Raw genomic sequence first — 18,241 nt, forward strand, 5'->3', positions numbered from 1 at the left:
TCGTAATTAGAACTTAATTTTTGCCTTCTTAAGGAGCTTCTTATAAGCTTTTTTGCAGCTCTTAGGCATCTTAAGTGTGAAGTTCTTAGCGTCCTTACCGAATGCCTTCTTACCAATTATTGTAAGCTTTGTAGACTTGACTGTAACCTTCTTAAGCTTCTTGCACTGGTAGAATGCCTTGCTTCCTATTGATGTTACGTTAGAACCGATTGTAACCTTCTTTACCTTCTTGTTGCCCTTCATGAAGTTCTGAGCAATATCAGTAACGTTAAGGGAAACACCTGAATAATTTACAGAATCCGGAATAGTAACGTTCTTTGCATTTGATGTAAGGCTGATTGCGCTGAGGTTACCAGCTGCATCAAGGATACGATATTTGATTCCGTTGTCCTCGATCTCGCTTCCTACTTCATAGGTTACTGTAGGATTTGAATTTACCTTGTTATCTGTTTTAACAGGAATATCTGAATACTTAACTTCAACTACATACTCGATGTCCTTAGGCTCAATGCCATTATTCTGGAAATATGCATTCACATCTCCTGAATACATAGCATCAAGTGCTGTCATAAATTCCATAGCTTCTTCATCAAGATTATCTTTATCAAAGCCAAAAACATCAGCACACTGCTTAACAACATCCTTGTTAAGTACGTATTTAGCTGTACCTACTGAACCCTCAGCAGCACGAATATTGGCTGTAGTGCCATTCATTGTCAGAACGATTCCCTGATAAGGGTTCTTAGACAATACAGATGTAAGCTGAGTGCTTATAGCACCATCAAAGCTACGTGCATTTGGATCATAGCAAACCATTATCATGGCAAGTACATATGAATCCACATAGTCTTTTGTAGGCTTGTAGACATCTACACCCTGCATAGTGTAATTTATTACTCTTCCATTTCTAAGATCTACAGTAGAATTCTTAGTTGTAGCAGCAGCTTTTGCAGTTACAGAGTTAAATCCAAGAGCACCTGCAAACATGAGTGCAGCGCATGCAATAGTTGTCAGAGCTTTGCAAACGCCTGTTTTAAAACTTTTTTTCATTTTCCCAATTTCCTCTCTAAAATTTTATTTCATTTTTACAGCAAGGGATATCTTGCCACACTTTAAAAATTTATTCAACGAGAAGGGTGATTTCTTAAGATTTACTTAAGATAAGATTCAAAAGGCGTCAGATAATTTCTTTTTATTTCCAAAAAAGTCGGTGACCTCACACAAAATGAAGTCACCGATAAAACACTATTCATTATTTATACAAATTTAGGAGTGAAGGATCCGGAATATCATCAGTTATCATCGTATAGGTCTCCCATTCGATGGTTTTGTGTTTATCCCAATAATCCTGATAGCACTTAAGTTTATCTTCAAGAGTGTTTCCCTTAGCCACATCCATATTATAGATATAGTTATCAAACACCTTCTTTTCAAGGTAATCATCCATATAGCTGTAGTCCCAGGATTCATCAGTTGGTTTCATGAAAAGTGTAAACATAGGTGTCTCATAATCTGAAGTAAGAACTGCCTCAACACATATGGGCTCATTTCCAACAGGAGGCTTTATGATAGCAAACCATTCCTTGTCGCCATCGTCAGTACCTATTTCACCGGTAACCTGTATCCATCCGTCATCCCTGAACTCACTTTTCAGATTTTTAAAATTCCTGGAATCGCCCATTATGGAACGGATAAATACTATCGGTTTCTTCTTTTCATCAATAACAATACGAGCGAAGGCATTTGTTCCTGTGCCGTCAAATGTTTTTCCGTAGAACTTACCTTCTCCGCCAAAAAACATCAATATTCCGTTGTAATCACTCACAAGCTTTAAAGCCTCGTCGAAGTCATAATCTGCTTCTACGGTTTCCTCCATGGAGTCATCTACAAGTCCAAGAGAACCGCCCTGTTCTTCACCGGGAAGACCAAGCGAGCCCCCACCCATGGCTTCCTGCCACTCATTCCACTTATCGCTGCCCTTCTTAGCAAACAAGTATTTTACCGTGTCAGACAAATTGAGAGTTATGCTGCCATCGGCATTGATTTCGCCTACCTTTGTATTTCCATTAAGATAAAATTTGTTGTCTTCTATAGTTGTATCAAAATCCAGGCTCTGCTCAGCTACATACATGCTAAGAGTACCGTCTTCATTTACATTAAGATATTCTCCTGCCTCTATCCACACATCCTCTTCGCCATTTACAGAAGCTGCAACCGCATCGTAATATCCGCTTACTGAGCCATCATCAGCTTCCGCAGCACCAGCAATACTACCGGTCGTTGCCCCCGTATCATTCTCTGAGATTGCATCACCTGCTAAAGGTTCTGCAGCCTGGTCTCCTTCTGTAGCCTTCGTTGTTTCATCACCAAAGGTTCCTGTAGAGGCTTTAGTCTGCTCACCTGTACCGGCCTTTTCTTTTCCCTTTTGGGATGAAACTATATCGTTACACACAAGCGTTACTGTAACTCCGGAGCCTTCAAGATCTTCAAGCACCATAACTCCGTCCTTTAACGTTCCGTCAAAGGTGGCTCCGCCGCCCTCGCCATGGAAGGTTTCTCCGTCAAGCTTCCATTTGAAGCTACCGTCCTCATCTCCGCTTTGGAGACGTGCTTTTCCGCCCTTCTTAAGCTCAATCGTAAGTCCATCTTCCCATACATCTTTTACGTTAAGCTCTATACCGCTCATTTTGGCAGTTGTGGCTTCATATAATCCAAGGTTTGGATCATCTGCTCCGCTGTCACTTCCACATGCGGTGAATAATAGCATGGCTAAGGTTACGATGGTACACGTCATCTTACTTATAATCATTCCCATTTTCTTCATTATTGTTCCCCTCTTCATACTTTGCTGAAAAAAATAGTTTTCATGAACTACGTGTCTTTCTCATATTTCTACTTTTTGTCGCGTAGTATTATCGCTTAAATTGCACAAGGCTACGCGCCTTTTACATATTTTCCAATTTTTGTCGCGTAGTATTATCGCTTAAATCGCATAAGGCTACGCGCCTTTTACATATTTTCCAATTATTGTCGCGTAATTTTAAGGCTTAGGCCGCCCAAGACTACGCGCTTATTTCTAAATTTCCACTTTAATCAAGTAGTTCTATCGTAAAAGGTTCATGCTCTTCTATTAGTTACCTCTGATTTTTCATAAATTATTTGGGGCCAGTTACAGCATCATGAAATAAACTGGACCAGACAACTGTTTCAAAAAAGGGATGCCACCTAAGATATGTCATCTAATGTAGCATCCCCTTGATTATCTTCAATTTTCTTTGAAACAAAAATCAGTTAACAATAGAACCGGCTATAGCAAAGCCCTTCTTGTTTCCAAAGCCTGCCTTTGTATATGTTATTGCACCATCCTTTAGCTTATCCTGATTCTTTTCTTTTATCTGTCCCTTCTTAAGACCTGCAACTCCTAAATAAATGCCTGTCTTTCCGTGCTCAATGTAAATCTTATATTTGTAAACTTCTGTTTTTCTCCAGCTCCAAATGTAATAAGTTGTACGTCCTTCTTTAGCTTTTAAAGTTTTAGAAGATGATGAAGCAGAATAATCCAGTCCTCCGCTCTGTATAAATACACCATCAGAATTGCCTTTTAATGTATTGCCATTGGCGTCAATCAAAAAGGTACAATAACTTGCTATTTTACCACCCTTTTTTCTGGATTCCTTAACTGTCTTTATAATATCCGTTTTAGACATTTTAGCTTTCTTTAAATTGAGCGTAACCTCGTACTCATCATAATACCCCTTTTCTCCGTTAGCCCATTCAAGAGGAATCGCTTCTTTAATCTTTACAGAATTCATTGAAAAGGATGCTTTCTTAGCTTTAGCGCCCTTATACATTACAGCCTTTACTTTTCCGGAATTAGCAAATTTAACCTTTCCTGCTGCTTGCGCATTTACAGGCGCTAATGTAAATGCTACTACCAAAGCAAGCATCAGCGCTAACATCTGTTTCATAATTTTCTTCATTTCTTTCACCCCCATAGTTTTTTTAATTTTCCGTGACAAAAAAATAATCGTTACAGAAAAAGCATCTCCATAACGATTAATATTTTAACATGTATCAATAACTAATTATCATTTTAATGTATAAAATTTTCATAAAATTTCATTCTAAACGAAATAAAAAATCATAATGCTGATTCAGTACTTTTTTCAGTAATGACAAAGAATCCTCTGCATTTTACCATCCCTGGAGATCGTTCTCATCCTTCTTCTCTCTGCTCATAAGCTCTCTGACAGCTTCTATTGCAGGCTTATTATTAAAGAGCACCTCATTTACCTGCTCAACAATAGGCATCTCAACATCATATTTCTTTGCAAGAGCAAGTGCAGCTGCGGCGCTGTTAACACCCTCAACTACCATCTTGACTTCTCTTGTAGCTTCTTCACAAGTTTTACCCTGACCAATGAGAATACCTGCTCTTCTGTTTCTGGAATGCATGGAAGCACAGGTAACAACAAGATCGCCTATACCTGAAAGGCCCGAGAAGGTCTCATAATCTCCGCCCATTGCAGCACCAAGTCTTGACATCTCAGCGATACCTCTGGTGATAAGAGCAGCCTTTGCATTATCTCCAAAGCCAAGTCCATCACATACACCTGCCGCCAGAGCTATTACGTTCTTAAGCGCTGCACCGATCTCGATGCCCAGCATATCAGGACTTGTATAAACTCTGAAGCAATCTGACATAAAGGCATCCTGAACAGCCTTGGCAGATTCCTTGGAAAATGCGCTTACAACAATAGTAGTGGGAAGGTCTTTTCCAACCTCCTCTGCGTGAGAAGGTCCTGAAAGCACTGCCACATCTCTGCCCGGAAGGACGTCTAATATTACATCTGACATCAGCATAAGTGAGTCAGCCTCAATACCCTTTGCACAGTTTACGATTATCTGATGCCTCTCATCTTCGTTTGCAAGATAAGGCTTCATCTTTTCACAAACTTCTCTGACAGCAATTGAAGGAACAGTTACGACAATCATATCCTTGTCCCTAAGCGCATCCTCCATGCTATCGGTTATCTTAATAGAACCATCAAGAATTACTCCGGGAAGCTTGTCCTTGTCCTCCCTGTTTAGTTTAAGTCTTTCAGCAGATTCTCTGCTTCGTGCCCAAATAGTTACATTTGCTCCGTTTTTCCAAAGTGTTCTTGCAAGTGCAATTCCCCAGCTACCAGAGCCTATGACCGCTATGTTGTTACTGTCCAAGTTGTCCTCCTTTTTTAATCTACCTTGTTCTTTTTCCAGATATAAGTCTTTCTCTCTTCGCCTCTTACAAGTCTTCCGATGTTAGTTCTGTGCTGATAAAAAGCCAGAGCAGTCATCGCAAAGGCAATCAGATACATCTCTATAAGATACGTCTGAGGCATTCCAAGAAGCCCCATCTGTCCCTCTGCCACCAGCTGAATAAAAAATACAGCGTAGAGACAAAGTGATCCAAGAGACACAAAATGTGTGATGTTAAAAGGAATCAGGAATGACAAAAGTCCCCCGATTACGAATGTCCATTTAAAAGCAACTATATATCCTGCAGTACATGCAATTCCTTTACCGCCTCTGAAGTTGGTATAAAAAGGAAAATCGTGTCCAAGAACACATCCGGCAGCGGTATATATTTTCAGAAGATATTTCATATCCGTATATCCGCTTCCAAGAATCTGTCTGGTGATAAGTGAAGCTACTACTACAGCAGCTATACACTTAAGCATGTCTGCAAAAAGTACGGTAAATCCGGCCCTCGGTCCAAGAGCTCTCAGTGTATTGGTGGTTCCTGCATTACCACTTCCGACGCTTCTGATATCGACGCCCTTCATGTTGCAGTAAATAACCGCAGACTGTATAAGACCAAAGCCATAGCCTATAAGCAGGCATAATCCCCTAACAAGTATGGGTGTTAAATTCATATCTTTCCCCTCCCAAGTGCATTATCGCTGCACTTATTTTTTCTGATCATTTTTTCTCTCGCGAATTATAAATCTCAAAGGCGTACCCTTAAATCCGAAGGAAGCACGGATCTGATTCTCGATATATCTTGTATATGAAAAATGCATCAGCTTTTTATCATTAACAAATATTACAAAGGTCGGCGGCTTAACAGAAGCCTGGGTGATGTAATAGAGCTTAAGCATCTTACCCTTATCTGACGGGGGCTGCTGCATAACAACTGCCTGCATCATGATCTCGTTAAGGACACCTGTTGCAACTCTCATGGCATGATTCTCGCTTACGGCATCGATCATGTCATAGAGCTTAACAAGTCTCTGGCCTGTCTCTGCGGAGATGAAAATAATCTCTGCATAAGGCATGAATGAAAGGACGTTTCTTACATCCTTTGTAAATTCATTTACAGTCTTGTTGTCCTTCTCAATAAGATCCCACTTGTTAACCGCAATGATAATGCCCTTTCCTCTGTCGTGGGCGATTCCGGCGATCTTAGCATCCTGCTCTGTAACACCCTCATCCGCATTTATTACGATTACGGCTACGTCTGCACGCTCAACAGCTGTAACAGTTCTGAGGATCATGTATTCCTCAAGCTTTTCCTTTACCTTGTTCTTCCTGCGAAGACCTGCTGTATCAATGAAGGTGTACTTCTTACCGTTGTACTTAACCTCAGTATCAATGGCATCACGTGTAGTTCCTGCAACATCGGATACGATAAGTCTGTTCTCACCGCAAAGTCTGTTGATAATAGAGCTCTTACCAACATTGGGCTTACCGATAACGGCTACCCTTATAGAATCATCCTCTTCCTCTTCGCCATCTGAGGTTGTAAAGTTCTTGGTCACTTCCTCAAGGAGATCGCCGATTCCCTGCTTATTTGCAGCACTTATAGGGAAAGGCTCGCCGATTCCAAGGTTGTAGAACTCATATACATCCATGGAATCTCTCTTGAAGCTATCCACCTTATTTACGCAAAGAACCACAGGCTTTCTGGACTTTCTAAGCATGTCCGCAACCTGAGAATCCGCATCTGTAAGTCCCTGCTTAACATCACACATGAAAATAATGACATCGGCAGTCTCAATTGCTATCTCAGCCTGATCTCGCATCTGCGCAAGAATAGTGTCATTTGTATCAGGCTCGATACCGCCGGTATCAACAAGGGTGAAGTTGTAGTTAAGCCACTCCACGTCCTGATAGATTCTGTCTCTTGTAACACCCGGTGTATCTTCAACTATGGAAATGTTTTTGCCGGCTACAGCATTAAAAAGTGTGCTCTTTCCGACGTTTGGTCTACCAACAACCGCAACTATGTTTTTTCTTTTCATAAATTACCATCCTGTTCAAAAATAAGTCCCCTGACAAAATCCATTCCCCCACTTTTGATTATTCGAACCTTAACGCCAAGCTCTCTCTCTATGTCACATACTCTGACATCATCAAGAAGATAATCCTCTCCGGCCCTCAAGACGTTCTGAGGAAGAATCAGCGTATCTCCGAGCTTCTGGCCCTTAAGCTGCTCTATTATGTCCTGTCCTGTAAGAAGACCTGTAACTGTGATCCTCTCTCCGAAGAAATTATTGGTTATCTCATGGACATGAACCGTAAGCCCCGGAATAACCTCCGTAAGCTTCTCTGCCATCTCACAGATGTACGGATAAATCAGCTTGCCGCTGGCCGTAGAAACCTCACTAGTATAAGTATTTAGATCTATTCCTTCAAGTCCGTTCTTCTTAATATCTTCAAGGCCTTCGTAGAATTCATCAAGAAGGAGTCTCACCATTCCAACGCCGTTTTCAAGCTGACCGTAGTCATCATATATCTCAGCACCCGGAATAGGAAGTCCTGCAATCATATACCACTCATCAGATGCATGAACAAAGTGATCTCCGTATTCCTTAAAGGATTTATCCTGCCAGTACTCAATCTCTGCTATTACCTTTCTGGCATCATCCCTTTCAAAGGGTTCTAAGGGATAAAGCCCGTCTCTGAATTTTGAAAGGCCAACAGGAACTACCGATACGCTCCTTAGATTCGGTCTGTAATTATACAGGTCAGTCAGTGATCTGTGAAGCTCTGCTCCGTCATTTACATCCTTACAGAGAACTATCTGACCGTTAAGCTCTATTCCAGTGCCGGGAGCACATAGCTTATCAACCTTTTTAAGTGCTTCACCTGCAAAGCGGTTATTAAGCATCTTGCAGCGAAGCTCCGGATTGGTGGTCTGGAAGGATACGTTGATGGGTGATAAGTGATACTTGAGAATCCTGTTTATATCATCATCACTCATATTTGTAAGCGTGACATAGTTACCCTGCAAAAATGAGAGTCTCGCATCATCATCCTTAAAATAAAGGGTCTCTCTCATTCCCGGGGGCATCTGGTCTATGAAGCAAAATATGCATTTGTTGCAGCAGGATCTGTAGTCATCCATAAGTCCGTTATCAAACTCGATGCCCAGATCCTCGTCATAGTACTTCTCAATCTCAAGCTCCCACTCCTCGCCGTCAGGCTTTCTTACGAGCAGCGTGAGCTCTTCATCCTGTACCATGTACTGATAATCAAAAATATCCTTTATTGGTTCATCGTTTATTGCAAGCAAACGATCCCCGGCAGCAATCTCCATTTCCTCTGCAATGCTTCCGGGTTCAACCTTTTTAATTAAATGTCCTTCGTTTTTCATAATAGTGATTGTAACATAAATTAGGTTTGTGAGATACCTTATCTTGACGTATTGGGATATGATACAATAAAATAGTGGCGTAAAAATCTATGTATTCATATATGTTAGGAGATAAAATGCCTGATTTTCATAAGTTAGATTCATCAATGCCCGTTGCTCCCATTGCACTTATTGTTATGGACAGCGCCAAGGAGCTGGGCGAACTTGTTAATTCACACCTTGTATCCTTTAGACACGATCTTCATGACACACCGGGTAATGATCCCGCTTTTCAGGGCTATGTTAAGGACGATTACAGAGTTAAATACTCAAATCCCCGCTTCGGAAGCGGCGAGTCCAAGGCTCAGATGCGTGAATCAGTCCGCGGTAAGGACGTTTTCATTCTGACAGATGTCATGAATCACAGCATGACATATAAAATGTACGGATATGACAATTACTACTCTCCCGATGATCACTACCAGGATTTAAAGAGAGTTATCGCAGCCATCAACGGCAAGGCAAGAAGAATAAACATCATCATGCCCTTCCTTTATGAAGGCAGACAGCACAACAAGAACAGCCGCGAGTCACTTGATGCGGCAGTAATGTTCTCAGAGCTTTATAAAATGGGCATCGGTAACTTCATTACCTTTGATGCTCACGATCCCAGAATTTCAAACGCTGCTCCTATCTGCGGCTTTGATAACTTCATGGCATCACCTCAGTTCATGAAGGCTCTCATCTCCGAGATTGACGATCTCACAGTTGATAAAGAGCACCTCACAGTAATAAGCCCGGACGAGGGCGCTTTGGACAGAGCCGTATACTTCGCTAACGTGCTTAACGTAGACACAGGAATGTTCTACAAGAGACGTGACTACAGCAAGGTCGTTAACGGCTCCAATCCTATCGTTGCACACGAATATCTTGGTTCATCCATAGATGGCAAGGACGTTATCATCATCGATGACATGATCTCATCAGGTTCAAGCATGATAGACACCTCCCGCCAGCTTAAGAAAAAAGGAGCAAAGCGTGTATTCATCTGCACAACCTTTGGTCTTTTCACAAACGGTATCGAGGTATTTGACGAAGGTTATAATAACGGAGACTTCGATGCGCTCATTACAACTAACCTGATATATCAGAATCCTGAATTTGTAAAAAGAGAATACTATCACGTAGCTGATATGAGTAAGTTCATGGCAACAATCATCGACTTCATGAACCACGATGATTCCCTGAGCAATGTTATCACTCCTACTGACAAGCTCCACAAGATTCTCGAAAAGTACAATTCACGTACAGCTAAGACCGAAGATCTTTTCGATTAATAAAATACAGACGGGTGAGTCCCCTCATCCGTCTGCTACGCAGACACCTGTCTTCGTTCCACTTCGGTCCGCGCAAAACCATCGTCCCCCGGACGATGTGCGCCCCCAGGGGGAAGGCGTTTTTTATTTTACCCCTGTCTTTCAGATGCGGGATTACCGTTACTGAATTTACATGTCTCAAAGGATACATTCGCCTTGAACAGGTCACCGTCGAGAACAATCTCGAACTCTCCGCCCATGGCGGTGGTAAGACTCTTGGCAATGGAAAGACCAAGTCCGGAACCTTCCGTGCTTCTTGAAATATCTCCTCTGATAAATCTCTCTGTAAGCTCTTCAGCCTTGATATTAAGCTCATTCTTCGAGATATTCTTTACTGAGAAAACAGCCTTATGGGTATCGTTCTCAAGATCAACCACCACAAGATCCATATAAACTCTGGTATTCGGAAGAGCATATTTACATACATTGTTAAAGAGGTTCTCAATAACTCTGTATAGCTGTCTTGCATCCGCCTGAATTATAACATCATACTTTTCACACTTAAGGATCGGATAGAGATTGACGCTGTCAAACTTTTCATAAAACTCACCAAGAATCTGATTAACAAACTCGGCAAAGTTCAACTCTCCAAAGGTAAGTGTAATGTTACCTGATGAAATCTTGGATGCCTCCACCAGGTCCTCAGTAAGCTGACGAAGTCTCTGGGACTTATTATCAAGGACTCTTATATACTCACTGATCTTGGGATCGTCGATATTCTCTCTTTTCAAAAGATCCACATAGTTAATGATAGAAGTGAGCGGCGTCTTGATATCGTGAGAAACGTTAGTAATCAGGTCAGCCTTAAGCTTCTCATCTCTCATACTTCGGTTGACCGCTTCCTCAACTGATGAAGAAATATTGTTAAGCTCTTCACCAATGTATACGTTGGCACTGTGAAGCTTTGTGGTATCTATCTTAACGTCTATCTCACCCTTACCAATTCTCTGAAGTGCATCAAGGATAGTGAACTTATCCTTATTAAGATTGACGATGTAGATCAGTATAGCAACGTCAAACACTACTACGATCACTATTCCGACCATACTCCATCTGAGCACCAGATAAAGAGTAAGAACAGCTGAAATCATATATGGCACAACCGTTCTTACAAACAGGTTCTGCTTCAGCGTCATTTTGTCAAACAGACCGCGAACAGCCTCTGACATCATCTTCAGCAGCGAAGTCTTGTAAAGGTAGTGTGCCTTGGTTCTTCTTATAATGCTGTACAGCGCATAAGCAAGCGCATTGTCCGCACAGAATGCAAGTCCTCCCGCAATAATCGACATATTAAGTGTATTGCCACTAATAGAGGAATAGTTATTAATCGAAAACTGGAACAATCCAAACAGGATTCCGAATACCGCTAAAGTAAATATCACCACAAGCTCAATAGGAATCATGTCTATTCGCTCAATTCCGCCCACCGTTCCGTCCGGATACTCAATTCTTCCCTCATAAATTGCAAGATGAACAAGTACTATCAGATACACAACTACAAAAAATGCAATTATCATGTGCAGCTGCCTGTAGTAAGGCATATAGCGGTTAAAGGCCTCTTTTCCCACCTTGAAATCGTCTACGTTTGCGGTCTTATTCACATCAACCGCAAAATAGAATTTCATCTGATCGGGATAAGTATATTGGAAATTGCCAAGGAGCTGTCTTAAGGTATCCTCATCTATCTGTGTGTTGGTGGAGTACTCTATATCATACGGGCAGTAATAAATGTATCTGCCGTAGGACTTAAATACATCCTTTAAGTTAAGACCATTGGTTCCGTTTTTCAGGGACTCAACATTTGTAAATACATCAGTTCTTGCATTGATAGTCCTTGTGATATAGTACCTTAGATTAGTCTTATAAAAACCGTATTTATCACTGTATTCAGCATAGCGGTCATAGCAGGCTGCCATGGTTGAAGCAGTCTCTGTGATGTTTGCGCATAGCTCGTTATACTCGTCCCAGTCTGATACGATGTCCTCTATATTTTCATCATAGATGGTTTTATATCTTGGAACCAGAACTGTGTGGAAGCCCGCTCCGTCCTTATCAGCTTCCTTAACATTGGTACGAACCGTATTGTTATCAAGCTGAGAATTGAGGAAGGCATTCATACCACCTTCAACATTGTTCTTCAGAAGATGCGTATAAACCGTTGTTGTAGCAAGATAGTTATTGCTCTCAGAGCTGGTAAAGTTAACATCCTCATACTCGAAGCCGTTCTGTGACCACTTAATAAGGTTGGACACAGGATAAACAGCTGTTATGTAGTCAGATTGCAGAATACTGTTTCTGTTGATAAAAGCTGTAACATCTATGCTCTTATTGCCATCATATACACCATCAGTCTCAAAGAGCGACTGATAGGCCGAAAGCTCTACAACATTTCTTAAATTGTTTTTCAGAATCTCATTAAACAGTCCCGAATCCGAATAGGATAATTCGCTGTCCTCATTCTGAAGGTTGTAAACATGGCTGTCTGCGCCCTTAAAGGAAGATCCCTTGTAAATGTAAAATATCAGCGCAACTACAATCGCAATACATGTGTGCAGAAAAATCCTCAGAATGTATCTGCTGACCCAGGACATCGTCTTTTGTCTAAACAGTTTCTTAATCATTATCAGTCCTCAGTGTCGATTTTATAACCTACCCCCCATACAACCTTAAGATACTTAGGATTTTTAGGATCGATCTCAATTTTTTCTCTTATATGTCTGATATGTACTGCTACTGTATTATCAACTGATACGGCATTCTCATTCCAGATATTCTCGTATATCTGGTTTATTGAAAATACCTTACCCTTGTTTTTCAGAAGGAACATCAGGATGTTGTACTCGATCTTGGTGAGCTTAACCTCTTCTCCATCCACTGTAACTGATTTGGAATTATCGTTAAGCACAAGTCCTCCTGCCTGGAAAATGAATTCATCATCAGCGTCCTTGTCATCAGCATTTCCAAGCTGAGTATAACGACGAAGGTTGGACTTTACTCTCGCAACAAGCTCAAGCGGATTAAAGGGCTTTGTAACGTAGTCATCAGCGCCGATATTAAGACCAAGGATCTTATCTGCGTCCTCAGACTTTGCAGAAAGAATAATGATCGGTATAGAGCTCTGCTCTCTTATCTTCATGGTGCACTGAATGCCATCCATGACAGGCATCATTATGTCTATTATCGCAGCGTGGATCTCATTCTTCTGAACGATCTCCAGAGCCTCCAGACCGTTGTAAGCCTTGAAAACATTGATACCTTCCTGCTTCAGATATATATCAATCGCCTCAACTATTTCCTTATCATCATCACAAACCAGTACGTTCTGCACTTCTAAAACCTCCTCTAAAAAATAAACATATTACCAACTCTTGGATGGAATATATGAAAATGCATTTTTATGCCATATTATATGAACCATCGATGTTTCGTCAACCTTTATAGCCACAACATCATATCTTATAGGGAAATCATCGCTGATTCCATAGCGTCTTCTATAAAAATCAGAAACGCGGCAGATTATCCTTTGCTTGCGATAATCAACCGCTGCCTCCGCATCCCCGAATCGGGTTCCGGTTCTGTATTTTACTTCTATAAAAGAAATATACTTATCATCTCTTGCAACTATATCAATCTCGCCTGATTTACTCCTGAAGTTCCTGCATACTATCTTAGCTCCGTTTTCAGTAAGATAATCGCAGGCAAGATCTTCATAGTAGGTTCCTGTCTGTCTCTTATTCATAAATCCTAGTGGGCAGCTTCCTTGGCCTTTATCTTATCCATAGCATCCACGAATACAAGTATTTCTGCCACAACCTCGTAGAGCTCGGGAGGAATCATCTCACCGATCTCAAGCTTGGAAAGTGTGTCAGCCAGCTTGCTGTCCTCATGAATGGGGATGTTCTGTTCCTTAGCAGCGTCGATAATCTTCTCAGCCACAAGGCCCTGTCCGCTTGCTATAACCTTCGGCGCCCCGTCTTCATTTGGATCGTAGGCAAGGGCTATGGCCTGCTTTGGCTTCCCATCTTTAGCTTTTCCTTTTTCTTTATTTAAATCTGCCATAATCCATACCTCTTAAGCTCTCGCATCAAAAGATGTCATAGATAAAAAAGCAGTTTTCTTGGCATCAAGTATCGCTTCTACCGGCGGATCCTCGCTGTCGGAATCCTGGTCCGTATGAAGCAGCATTTTGGCTTCCATATTGTAGCCGCGTTTGTTAAGTCTGGCTGTCAGCTCATCTATGTGCTCCGCAATCAGATCAATTACAGATTCATCTGCCACATAGAAATTGGTCTTAACATTCTTGTCCTTCATCTTTACATACACATCGAGAGGACCAAGATTATCCATATCAAGATGTAAAATAGCGCTTACGGTATCTCCCGGCTCAAATTTTCTTTTGCCGTTGGAATATACATACAGATCTCCATGAGCATCCTGATCAGCCATCTTGAGTGGCAGTTGAACATAGTGGAACATCTGGTTTATCTGATTCATAAAGTCGATGTTGTTCTGAAGATTGGCAGCGCTCTGGGCCACCTTATTGCCGGGCCCAAGGCTCTCTGTAAGCTGCTGTGTCAGCTGCTTTGCCTGCGTGTTTAGTCTCTCGTACAGATTCTGTACATTTTCCTTAAGACTCACATCATCAGGCTTTAAAAGCCATTCATCCTGCATGATACTCTTCATGAGCTTATTGTACTCATTATTTCCAAAGAGTCTTGTGAAGGCCTTCTCAGCGCCCTCAGAGGAGTGGGCTGATGTGTTGTATGCCTCTGCAAGCTCTTTTAAAAGAGCTGTCTGATCTATCTTTGCAAGATCACCTGAGGTGGTCTGCGCCAGGAGCTTTTGTATCTCAGGTCCGGTGGCTCCGGTGCTGGAATTAAGCTCTTTAATTATATTTGCAAAATCATTACTAAGCGTAATCTTGGGATTCTCAGCTCTGCCTTCCCTAACCACTGCCCCGGGATCTCCCTTTATAGCGGCATCCTCAGCATTTACCTGTTTGGAAGTAACCTCTAATGCCTCACCATCTGCAAGCTTTGCATCCTGCAGCTTTCCTTCAACATTTTTTTCATCTGAGGCAGCTCCTTCTATGATCTTAGGACTAACGCCCTCAGCTGTTTTCATGGTTCCATCCTGGTTAAGGGCATCTGCTACATTTCCCTGACCCTGAGCATTTTCCTGCAAAACTGCGGTATTAGTGGCTTCGGGATTAGCCATATTGGCATCCGTAGTAACAGCCTTCTCACTTAAGACCGCAGCCTCTTCCATCTGCTGTGCTCCCTTTGAGAGCATATCCAGAATACCTCCATAGAGGTCGTTGGCAGCCTTTCCTTCGCCATTCTGAACAAGCTGGTTATATGCCTCAGGAAGATCATCCATTATGGAATTCATGGTTTCAACCACCTGATGCTCGTAGTTCTTATAGCTTTCGAACTGAGCAATATTCTGGTCTGTAATGGGAATATCAAGGGCTTTCATCTGAACAAGTGATGAAACGCCGGCATCCGGATTATTATTTACTATCTGATGCATGGCATTTAAGGAATCCTTGTCGATTCCCATACCATTTTCCATCATGGTCTTAACCATGTTAACTGTGTCCTGATTCACCTCTATTCCGGCGGCATTCAGGGCCTTAAGTGCGGTTGGATCTATTGAAGTATTTTCATAAAGAGGGGTAAGAGTTATCTGATTAGATACTCCGCGAACCTCAAAGGAGAGAACCTGGCCTTCCTTAAGGTACATGCCATCCTGCAATTTTGCAGAAATAACCATATCATCCCCAAGCCTTATCTGGGCGCTCTTAACACCGCCCTCATCAGTCATGGAAATGATTTTACCGGAAAGCCTCTCGCCGGTCTCTAAAGACCGCAAAGATTCCTGTGATTCAGACGTCTTCTGATTTATAATTCGCCCATCAACCTGTACTACAGGTCTGTTGGTGTTCAGATTCTGAATGATACTCATAGGCCTCTCATCCGTCAGCTGTGCTGACACCTTCTTACCAGTAAGAAGGCTTCATTTAACCTCTAAAAACAGGCATCAATTACAAAAATTCTTGATAAAGGATCTTCTGTGTATTTCACAGGGGCCGTTCTTCTTAAGCGCCTCTATATGATCAGCGCTGCCATAGCCCTTGTTATGTGCAAAGCCATACCCCGGATACTTGTCATCAAGCTCAGCCATAAGTCTGTCCCTTGTCACCTTGGCAATAATGCTGGCCGCGGCGATGGAAACGCTCTTGGCATCTCCCTTGATTATGGACTCCTGCTGATACTCCTCAAGCTGAGGAATGTGAACAGCGTCTATCAAAAGGACATCCGGTTTAACTGAGAGATTGGCAACGGCCTTGGCCATAGCCTCATAGGTCGCCTGCAGAATATTGATCTCATCTATTCTGTTGTGATCACTACAACCGATACCTACAGAAATAGCCTTATCATAAATCTCCTGATAAAGCTCTTCTCTCTTTTTTTCGGATAATTTCTTAGAATCATTTATATAAAAAATTTCTGCGTCCGCAGGCAATATTACAGCTGCTGCATAGACAGGACCTGCAAGAGGACCTCTTCCAACCTCATCGATTCCGCAGATATACTTCTTATCTGCATGAAGTCGCTCGTATGCACGCATCTCATAGAGACGCTGCTTTTCATTTTCTATAGCTGTAATATGCTTCTTTGCAGACTCCACAAGCTTAACAACACCTGCTCGTGAATCTGCCCCGTACTTTTCACAAAAAAGCTGATATCCTTCCGTATCCCCGATACTCTGTAATTCAGCCTTAATATCACCTATTTTCTCAGCCATTGTTAGTATTTTCCTTATTCTTGTCTATTATGCCAAAGGATGAGAAGGGATAGATTCTAAGCCAGGTTCTGCCTATGATGTCAGAGCCTTTGATATTACCAACGCTGGGCTCTCTTGAATCCATGCTGTAATTTCTGTTATCTCCCATTACAAAGTACTCATCTTCGCCAAGAGTTATAGGCTCTGCAGCCCTTCCGGGATTCTGGATGATCTCTGCTCCGAAATGCTCCTCAAGAATCTCTCCGTTAATGTAGATATTACCGTTATAATCGATCTGAACAGTCTCGCCGGGAAGTCCGATGACACGCTTAATGAAATATTCACTGGGATCCTGCGGATAAGGGAATATTACGATATCAAAGCGCTTAGGATCTGAAAATCTGTATGTGATCTTATCTGCCATAAGAACATCGCGATCATGAAGAGTGTACATCATTGATTCTCCATCAACGTCAGTTCTCTGTGCCACGAATTTCATAAAACACCATGTAGCAATTACTACAATAATGATTGTAATTATGGTACTTCCAGCATTCTCAAAAAACTCTTTCATCTTATTCATATCGGTCTCTCCAACGAAATTTTTCCAAGTCTCCCGTTTCTAAAGTCATCCAAAAGCTGCATGCAGGCTCTGTCTATATCAGCCTTGCCTCCCTGCTTTATAAGCTTTCTGTTATCAGCTATCGCAGTCAGAATTGATGACTCGGGAGTTTCATATGGGTCCTCCTCGTAGAGGAGCTTCTGCTCATCCGTAACACCGTACTTCTCAGAAAGTGTGCCCGGATACCAGTCCTCAAGGATCCTTATAAGATTAACAGCAAGTTCGCCCTTATCAAGGTTCTCATCATTCATTGAGCCTATGAGTGCAAGGTGAAGTCCCACAGTCTCATCATCAAACTTGGGCCACAGCACACCGGGTGTATCCAGAAGCTGTAAGTTCTTACCAAGCATTATCCACTGTTTTCCCTTGGTAACACCGGGCTTATTGCCGGTCTTGGCCGCCGCCTTACCTGAAATCTTATTTATAAAGGTGGATTTACCCACGTTGGGAATACCTGCAACCATAGCCCTTATGGGCCTGTTTACGATTCCCCTCTTTTTATCTCTCTCGATCTTCTCACGGCAGCTCTCCGTAACCTGGTCAAGAACCTGTCTCACCTGAGAACCGGTCTTGGAATTCATCTCCATTACCCTTGCTCCGGTAGAAGAAAAATACTCAATCCATTCCTTGCTTATGGCCGGGTCTGCCAGATCTGCCTTATTTAATATTACAAGCCTGGATTTATTCTGCCCAAGCTTATCTATGTCAGGATTCCTTCCTGACATGGGTATTCTGGCGTCAGTGAGCTCAATAATGAGGTCAACCATGCGTATATTTTCCTGCATCATACGCATCGCCTTGGTCATATGACCGGGATACCACTGATAATTATTCATA

The 18,241-nt window shown here is 42.0% G+C and carries 16 protein-coding genes; 1 reads left to right on the forward strand and 15 read right to left on the reverse strand.

The features are described 5' to 3' along the window. Nucleotides 1-6: 6 nt before the first annotated feature. From G587_RS0102160 to G587_RS0102190, 7 genes are all read right to left on the reverse strand, one after another. Nucleotides 7-1,050 (reverse strand): leucine-rich repeat protein, encoded by a 1,044-nt coding sequence (locus tag G587_RS0102160; protein WP_026490901.1) that lies wholly within the window; start codon nucleotides 1,048-1,050, stop codon nucleotides 7-9. A gap of 202 nt (nucleotides 1,051-1,252) precedes the next feature. Then, nucleotides 1,253-2,824, reverse strand: coding sequence for a hypothetical protein (locus G587_RS0102165; protein ID WP_026490902.1), 1,572 nt, complete (start codon nucleotides 2,822-2,824; stop codon nucleotides 1,253-1,255). 463 nt (nucleotides 2,825-3,287) lie between these two features. Then, nucleotides 3,288-3,980 carry a hypothetical protein gene (locus G587_RS0102170; RefSeq protein ID WP_026490903.1) on the reverse strand — a complete coding sequence of 231 codons (693 nt, stop codon included), beginning with the start codon at nucleotides 3,978-3,980 and terminating at the stop codon, nucleotides 3,288-3,290. A gap of 214 nt (nucleotides 3,981-4,194) precedes the next feature. After that, nucleotides 4,195-5,220, reverse strand: coding sequence for an NAD(P)H-dependent glycerol-3-phosphate dehydrogenase (locus G587_RS0102175; RefSeq protein ID WP_026490904.1), 1,026 nt, complete (start codon nucleotides 5,218-5,220; stop codon nucleotides 4,195-4,197). A gap of 14 nt (nucleotides 5,221-5,234) precedes the next feature. After that, nucleotides 5,235-5,915: a glycerol-3-phosphate acyltransferase gene (locus tag G587_RS0102180; RefSeq protein ID WP_026490905.1), complete on the reverse strand. Its 681-nt coding sequence runs from the start codon at nucleotides 5,913-5,915 to the stop codon at nucleotides 5,235-5,237. 33 nt (nucleotides 5,916-5,948) lie between these two features. Next, nucleotides 5,949-7,283 carry a ribosome biogenesis GTPase Der gene (der, locus tag G587_RS0102185; protein WP_026490906.1) on the reverse strand — a complete coding sequence of 445 codons (1,335 nt, stop codon included), beginning with the start codon at nucleotides 7,281-7,283 and terminating at the stop codon, nucleotides 5,949-5,951. Continuing rightward, nucleotides 7,280-8,638: a radical SAM protein gene (locus tag G587_RS0102190; RefSeq protein WP_035785300.1), complete on the reverse strand. Its 1,359-nt coding sequence runs from the start codon at nucleotides 8,636-8,638 to the stop codon at nucleotides 7,280-7,282. The genes der and G587_RS0102190 overlap by 4 nt, the downstream gene beginning before the upstream one ends. A 116-nt stretch (nucleotides 8,639-8,754) precedes the next feature. Between G587_RS0102190 and G587_RS0102195 the strand changes: the two genes are divergently transcribed. After that, on the forward strand, nucleotides 8,755-9,954 hold the full coding sequence (locus G587_RS0102195; RefSeq protein WP_035785303.1) for a ribose-phosphate pyrophosphokinase: 1,200 nt from the start codon (nucleotides 8,755-8,757) through the stop codon (nucleotides 9,952-9,954). A 128-nt stretch (nucleotides 9,955-10,082) separates the two neighbouring features. Here G587_RS0102195 and G587_RS24030 read toward each other — a convergent pair whose 3' ends face one another. From G587_RS24030 to ylqF, 8 genes are all read right to left on the reverse strand, one after another. Beyond that, entirely contained in the window at nucleotides 10,083-12,614 is a 2,532-nt protein-coding gene (locus G587_RS24030) for a sensor histidine kinase (protein WP_051200554.1), read from the reverse strand. A gap of 2 nt (nucleotides 12,615-12,616) precedes the next feature. Continuing rightward, nucleotides 12,617-13,321: a response regulator transcription factor gene (locus G587_RS0102205; protein ID WP_026490909.1), complete on the reverse strand. Its 705-nt coding sequence runs from the start codon at nucleotides 13,319-13,321 to the stop codon at nucleotides 12,617-12,619. 30 nt (nucleotides 13,322-13,351) lie between these two features. Then, nucleotides 13,352-13,732 (reverse strand): YraN family protein, encoded by a 381-nt coding sequence (locus G587_RS0102210; RefSeq protein WP_026490910.1) that lies wholly within the window; start codon nucleotides 13,730-13,732, stop codon nucleotides 13,352-13,354. A 5-nt stretch (nucleotides 13,733-13,737) separates the two neighbouring features. Then, complete coding sequence (locus G587_RS0102215) at nucleotides 13,738-14,052, reverse strand: EscU/YscU/HrcU family type III secretion system export apparatus switch protein (RefSeq protein ID WP_026490911.1); 315 nt, start codon at nucleotides 14,050-14,052, stop codon at nucleotides 13,738-13,740. A 12-nt stretch (nucleotides 14,053-14,064) separates the two neighbouring features. Next, the gene (gene fliK / locus G587_RS0102220; RefSeq protein WP_026490912.1) at nucleotides 14,065-15,960 is read right to left on the reverse strand and encodes a flagellar hook-length control protein FliK; all 1,896 of its coding nucleotides are present in this window, start codon (nucleotides 15,958-15,960) and stop codon (nucleotides 14,065-14,067) included. Nucleotides 15,961-16,035: 75 nt separating this feature from the next. Next, nucleotides 16,036-16,803 carry a ribonuclease HII gene (locus G587_RS0102225; RefSeq protein WP_026490913.1) on the reverse strand — a complete coding sequence of 256 codons (768 nt, stop codon included), beginning with the start codon at nucleotides 16,801-16,803 and terminating at the stop codon, nucleotides 16,036-16,038. Then, nucleotides 16,796-17,356, reverse strand: coding sequence for a signal peptidase I (gene lepB / locus G587_RS0102230; protein WP_026490914.1), 561 nt, complete (start codon nucleotides 17,354-17,356; stop codon nucleotides 16,796-16,798). The genes G587_RS0102225 and lepB overlap by 8 nt, the downstream gene beginning before the upstream one ends. Nucleotides 17,357-17,361: 5 nt before the next feature. After that, nucleotides 17,362-18,240, reverse strand: coding sequence for a ribosome biogenesis GTPase YlqF (ylqF, locus tag G587_RS0102235; RefSeq protein WP_026490915.1), 879 nt, complete (start codon nucleotides 18,238-18,240; stop codon nucleotides 17,362-17,364). Nucleotide 18,241 lies beyond the last annotated feature (1 nt).

Source organism: Butyrivibrio sp. XPD2002 (genome assembly GCF_000423945.1).
Classification (GTDB): Bacteria; Bacillota; Clostridia; order Lachnospirales; family Lachnospiraceae; genus Butyrivibrio.